The sequence below is a fragment of the Blautia sp. AF34-10 genome, from assembly GCF_003477865.1.
Taxonomy (GTDB): domain Bacteria; phylum Bacillota; class Clostridia; order Lachnospirales; family Lachnospiraceae; genus Fusicatenibacter; species Fusicatenibacter saccharivorans.
Genome location: NZ_QUED01000053.1, coordinates 1 through 5,727 on the forward strand (window position 1 = coordinate 1; position 5,727 = coordinate 5,727).

General features: G+C 49.4%; 8 protein-coding genes. 7 read left to right on the forward strand and 1 reads right to left on the reverse strand.

All coding sequences use genetic code 11. From position 1 onward, the window contains the following. From DWZ60_RS16470 to mobQ, 6 genes are all read left to right on the forward strand, one after another. Positions 1-764, forward strand: a 764-nt coding sequence (locus DWZ60_RS16470; RefSeq protein WP_119222147.1) for a DUF4368 domain-containing protein, incomplete at its 5' end; no start/stop codon positions are given. Between the two features lie 79 nt (positions 765-843). Beyond that, positions 844-1,035, forward strand: coding sequence for a transposon-encoded TnpW family protein (locus tag DWZ60_RS16475; protein WP_118604688.1), 192 nt, complete (start codon positions 844-846; stop codon positions 1,033-1,035). A gap of 134 nt (positions 1,036-1,169) precedes the next feature. Then, positions 1,170-1,466: a hypothetical protein gene (locus DWZ60_RS16480; protein WP_118604686.1), complete on the forward strand. Its 297-nt coding sequence runs from the start codon at positions 1,170-1,172 to the stop codon at positions 1,464-1,466. A 111-nt stretch (positions 1,467-1,577) separates the two neighbouring features. After that, entirely contained in the window at positions 1,578-2,408 is an 831-nt protein-coding gene (locus DWZ60_RS18495) for a hypothetical protein (RefSeq protein ID WP_243000247.1), read from the forward strand. Positions 2,409-2,492: 84 nt separating this feature from the next. After that, complete coding sequence (locus DWZ60_RS16490; RefSeq protein ID WP_118604683.1) at positions 2,493-2,786, forward strand: DUF3847 domain-containing protein; 294 nt, start codon at positions 2,493-2,495, stop codon at positions 2,784-2,786. Positions 2,787-3,019: 233 nt separating this feature from the next. Then, positions 3,020-4,531, forward strand: coding sequence for a MobQ family relaxase (gene mobQ, locus DWZ60_RS16495; RefSeq protein ID WP_118285151.1), 1,512 nt, complete (start codon positions 3,020-3,022; stop codon positions 4,529-4,531). 77 nt (positions 4,532-4,608) lie between these two features. Here mobQ and DWZ60_RS16500 read toward each other — a convergent pair whose 3' ends face one another. Continuing rightward, positions 4,609-5,028 (reverse strand): nuclear transport factor 2 family protein, encoded by a 420-nt coding sequence (locus DWZ60_RS16500; protein ID WP_029679608.1) that lies wholly within the window; start codon positions 5,026-5,028, stop codon positions 4,609-4,611. 89 nt (positions 5,029-5,117) lie between these two features. Between DWZ60_RS16500 and DWZ60_RS16505 the strand changes: the two genes are divergently transcribed. Further along, positions 5,118-5,727: DUF3991 domain-containing protein (locus DWZ60_RS16505; RefSeq protein WP_119222149.1), on the forward strand; the 610-nt coding region annotated here is incomplete at its 3' end.

Genomic DNA, 5,727 nt, shown 5'->3' on the forward strand with positions numbered 1-5,727 from the left:
AATGCCATTCCCCGCACATCATGGACGCGGACTTGCTCATGCAGACCATCGCGGAAGTGCTGAAGAAAATCGAGGACTATTCTATCAGCAATCGGGCGGAGTTTGAAGCATTAGTGAAAAAGAACCTTGCCATGCAGCAGACCGACCAGACCAAAAAGCAGCAGAAGCGTATTCCGCAAATCACGACGCGCCTTGAACAGATTGACAAGGTGCTGAATAAGCTCTATGAGGACAACGCCCTCGGCACGATCCCGCAAGACCGTTATGAGCAGATGTCGCAGAAGTATTCAGAAGAATACTATGCGCTGAAAGCGGAGCTTGCCACGCTCCAAGAGCAGCTATCCGCTTATGAGAACGCGGGAGGACGGGCGCAGAAGTTTTTGAAGCTGACGGAACGCCATGCCGCCTTTACCGAGCTTACCCCCGCCATTCTCAACGAGTTTATCAGCCGGATTGAAGTGCATGAGCGCGACCAGAAAAGGGCGAGATACGCAATCCAGCACATCAGCATATATTTCAATTATATCGGCAAGTTTGAGAACGAAGTGACACAGCTTGCAGAACCGACCGAGCAGGAAATCCGGCAAATGCGGGAGGAAATCGAAGAAGCCAAAAAGGAAAAGAGCCGCGCCTACCACCGGCAGTATTCAAGGGAATACCGGGCGAGAAACCTTGAACAGCAGCGGGAGTATGACCGCATGAAAGCGCGGGAATACCGGGCAAGAAGAAAGGCGCAGGCTGCCGCCGCACAGCCCACACAGTAAAACAGAATAACCGTCAACCAAGAGGGATTTTCCGAACTACGGGAAATCCCTCTTTTGCGCCCGGAGAAAGGAGCCGCCTATGGCAGAACAAACCCCCGACAGTATCATCACGACCCAAAGGAACGGGCAGACCATTGTTGCGGAGTTATTTTTCAATCACAGCAGCACAGAAACATTCCGCGACAAGCTGCTCAAACTGGTGCTTGCCGACAATTCGCGTTTATCCGCGTCTGACGGTCAAGAGCCGGAAAAAACGGAAATCTTGCGATAACAGCCGCCCCGGCGATACATTCCCCGTCCGGGCGGTTTTTATCGTCAAAAACGTCGTTTTCCCCAAGTCAAGAGCCGGAGAAAACACCCGAAAAATGCCCCTATTGCGTAACAGGGGCGCAGAAAGGAGAGTTTATGAAAACAGGGCTTACCAAGCAGGAAAAGACCACCGATATTTGGTTTGATGAGAAAGACCCCCTTATCCATATCCGCACCCACAACACCGCCTTAAAGAAGCGTCTGCTTGCATACAGCCGCCGCTATCCGGCAATCTGCCAGCAGACGGACGCAGACCCGGAAACGGGCTGCATGGAGTTTGACATTGAGAAAGGACGCTTCTCTTTCCGTCTGACCGCCCCATACAGCGCAGAACGCCGGGAAAAGGCGAGTCAGTATGCCAGAGAGAACAATGCCGCCGACAGGCTGAATTGATATGGATTTGTTCATACTCTTGTGCTATGATATTTATGAATAATGAAACCTTTTCCTCTTTTTGCGTCTATATAAATAACAGAAAAATGAAAGATAAAGGAGGCTTCTGTTATGAAAAAGAAATGGTTAATAATCACAATGGTGTGCATGGTCTTATTGTGCATTGTGGTAATGGTCTTTCTGTTTACAATGGGGAAAAAACCATATAAAAATCTGGACGCAGCACAAATAGCGTCAGCCAAAGTGCAATTAACGCCGCCAGACAAAACAGTTGAAATTGAGGATATTTCAGAGTTAGTAGGCTATTTGAATGATGTAGTTATCTATAATCAAGATAATTCTTACACAGAATATGTAGGGCAAGGCGTTACTTTTACCCTGATTATGACCGACGGCACACAGACAGAGATTACGGCATATAACCCATTTCTTATAATTGATGGTGTAGGCTATAAAACAAAGTATGAGCCATGCCAAGCACTTAATAGCTATGCCAATGAATTATTAAATTCTGGAACTGCCAATGTGATTTTGGAAGAGCCGCCTGCTTTAGGTTTAGTAAGTGATAACACCTATGTCAGTGCATTATTAGGTGCTTATTCGTGGCAGAAAAAAGATGTTGATGGAAATTCTATAAGTACAACTACCGATAGCGCACACCCTTTAGATTGTGAAGAATTATTATCCCCGCCGTATGAAACACCAGAAGCAACAGCTACACTAAGTTTTACAGAAGAACCCGATACTATTTTAAGTGTAAAATGTTGGAGTGATGAATATTGGGGGAAACCTACTACAAACAGCGAAGATGTAACTATGACTGGAAATGTCCTCACTCTTAAACCGGGCGGGTATATCTATGAAATAATAGCCGACTGGAATACCCAAAACGGTTATGGAGGAACTGCAAGCTATTTTATTTACTTGAAAATGATAGAGTAAAACTAAATAAACCACCTACAAGGGACAGCCGAGAAAATCGACTGTCCTTTTTCTATGCCGACAGGCAGAAAGGAGCGACCAACCATGACGAAACCGAGAGAGAAAACCCGCGAGGAGTTGCAAGCCGAGATTGAGGACGGAAAGAAGAAAATCCGGCAGTTTGAGAACCGAGAAAAGATGTTGCGTCAGAAGCTATCCAAAGAGGAACGCAGAACGCGCAGCCACCGCCTTATCGTCCGGGGCGCGGTCTTTGAGAGCATTGTGCCGGAAGCAAAGAACATGACCGACGAGGAAGCCGCCGCACTTCTCCGGCTTGCCTTGACGAGTGAGCCAGCGCGGGAGTTTTTGAGAAAACGAGCCGAGGAAACGACAAGCTAAATAATCCCTTGGCAACAAGGGCGCACTTATACACCCTTGCGGGCGTGTGCGCTCTGCCGAGGGCTTATCTCCGCACAGGGAGCTTTCCCCGCGCTACGATATGGCGGCTTTGCCGCAACAAGGGGCTGCACCCCTTGCGCCGCTTTGCGGCTATCCCTGCACACCCACAAAAACAGTACACCCGCCGTTGGCGTCTGTACCATTTTTGCGGGTTTTATTATCCTATCCGGGAGGTGATACCCATAGCCATTTACCATTGGAACATCGGCATTGTGAGCCGAGGAAAAGGCAAATCAGCCATTGCCGCAGCCGCCTACCGAAGCGGCGAAAAGCTGACAAACGAGTGGGACGGAATGACCCACGACTACACCCGCAAAGGCGGCGTTGTCCATACCGAAATCATGCTGCCGCTCCATGCCCCGCCCTCTTTCTCTGACCGTTCAACCTTGTGGAACAGCGTGGAACTTTACGAGAAAGCCGGGAACGCCCAGCTTGCCAGAGAGATTGACGCGGCACTCCCCATAGAATTATCCAGAGAGGAACAGACCCGGCTTGTCCGGGAATACTGTTCCTCTCAATTTGTTTCCAGAGGAATGTGTGTGGATTTTGCCATTCACGACACCGACAGCGGCAATCCCCATTGTCATATCATGCTGACTATGCGCCCCCTTGACGGGCGCGGCGCGTGGGCGGCAAAGTCCAAAAAGGAATATGACCTTGATGAAAACGGCGAGCGTATCCGCTTGCCAAGCGGCAGATACAAAACCCACAAAGTGGACCTTACAGGCTGGAACGACAAGGACAACACCCTCTTGTGGCGCAAGGCATGGGCTGACTTTACCAACGACTTTTTGGAGAGGAACGGAAGCCCGGAGCGTATCGACCACCGCAGCAACGCCGAGCGCGGCATAGACGAGATACCCACCGTCCACATGGGCGTGGCGGCTTGCCAGATGGAGAAGAAAGGTATCGCCACCGAGAAAGGCGAACTGAACCGCAGTATTCAAAAGACAAACCGCCTTATCCGGGAAATCCGGGCGCAGATTGGGAAGCTCAAGGAATGGATTGCCGACCTGTTCAAAGCGCGGGAAACCGCCCCGGAGCAGCCGCCGCAATCTCCCAACCTCGCAAATCTGTTGATGAAGTATTTGAGCGTTCAGAGGGAAAAGAGCCGGAAGTATTCGCAGAGCTGGCAGCACCAACACGCAGCCGACGAACTGAAAACCATATCACAGGCAGCGAATTATCTTGCGGAGCATGGTATCTCCACTCTTGACGAGTTGGACGCTTCTCTTTCCTCTGTCAGTGATGAAGCCTTTTCTATCCGGGAGGGAATGAAAACCGCCGAGCAGCGCATGAAAGAGCTGCAAAAGCTGATAGAGAACGGCGAGAATTATTTGCAGTACAAGCCCATTCATGCCGAACTGAAAAAGCTGAAAAATGGCTGGACGAACAAACGGGATAAGTATGAGGAAGCCCACCGCGCCGAGCTGACTCTATGGAACGCAGCAAGCCGCTATCTCCATGCAAATCTGACGGATACAAAGACGCTGCCTATCTCCGAATGGAAACAGGAATACGCTGACCTCAAAGCGCAGAGAGATACCGACTACACCAAACTGAAAGCTGCCCGCGCCGAAGTTGCCGAGCTTCAGAAGATACGCAAATGCGTGGATATTGCGCTGAAAGCCGAGCAGCCGGAGCAGACACAGAACCGCACCAAGCGGCAGGAACAGGAGAGATAAAGAAAAGGACGGGCAAGCTATTTTGCCTGTCCGTCCTAAATGTTTTCTGATAAAATGGACGCTATTGATCCCTAATATTAAAACCAACTTGCTCTTTCGTCCCTAAATTCGGGCTGGTCACTATGCTCATAAGGATTATAATTATTCAAATTACAACCAAACTCTTTCAATGATTTTATTTTATTATCCTTTGTCCATTCAACCAGCGAAATTCCATCAAATTCCTCTATGCTCCCATTGTTCATTTCATTTTTGAAATACCACTCCACAATCGTCTGATTTCCTTTGTGGAAAAATTGTTTGATTTCCCAAGCAACGACTTTGCCACGAGTATTCCATTCCTGAAACCAGTGTTTTACGATTTGACGGTTATTATATTTTGGACACCAACTTTCAGTATAAATTACATCTTCTGCAAAAATATCATCAATACCTAAATCCTGTTTTGTAAGCCACATTTCAAACCATAAGTGAATAATTTTTTCTCTTTCATTCACAATCCAGCACCTCACTAACTTCCGATTTTTCGGTTTCATTCTACATCAAAACTATGAACAATTCAACCACAGAAAGAGAGGTATCAACTATGTATTACACCCAAGAACAAATAGACCGCGCCAACCAAGCCGACCTTGTTTCTTTTCTGCACGGACAGGGCGAGCAGCTTACCCGCGCCGGGAACGAGTACCGCTGGAAACGGCACGACAGCTTGACCGTCCGGGGAAACAAATGGTATAGGCACAGCCAGAGCAAGGGCGGCGCACCCGTTGATTTTGTCATGGAGTTTTTCGGTAAGAGCTTCACCGAAGCCGTTGAAATGCTGACAGGAGAAAAAGGCGCAGCCCCGCCGTCGGACAGACCAAGCCCCGCGCCCCTCTCTGACTTCCGACTGCCACCCCGCAGCACCGACAACCGCATAGCGAGGAACTACCTCACAGCCGCCCGCCGCATTGATGAAGATGTGACGGGCTTTTTCTTTGCCACCGGGGATATTTACGAGGAAGCCGCCCACCACAACGCCGTATTCGTAGGGCGGGACGAGGACGGAGTACCACGCTACGCCCACCAGCGCGGCACAGCCGGGAGCTTCCGGCTTGATGTGAAAGGCAGCGACAAAGCCTTTAACTTCTGCTACCGGGGCGAGGGCGAAAGATTGTTTGTCTTTGAAGCCCCGATAGACCTCTTATCTTTCCTCT

Bases quoted from the DNA above. Each gene is read 5' to 3' on its own strand.
- DWZ60_RS16475 (WP_118604688.1), top strand. From the start codon at position 844: ATGGCAGAACAAACCCCCGACAGTATCATCACGACCCAAAGGAACGGG.
- DWZ60_RS16480 (WP_118604686.1), top strand. From the start codon at position 1,170: ATGAAAACAGGGCTTACCAAGCAGGAAAAGACCACCGATATTTGGTTT.
- DWZ60_RS18495 (WP_243000247.1), top strand. From the start codon at position 1,578: ATGAAAAAGAAATGGTTAATAATCACAATGGTGTGCATGGTCTTATTG.
- DWZ60_RS16490 (WP_118604683.1), top strand. From the start codon at position 2,493: ATGACGAAACCGAGAGAGAAAACCCGCGAGGAGTTGCAAGCCGAGATT.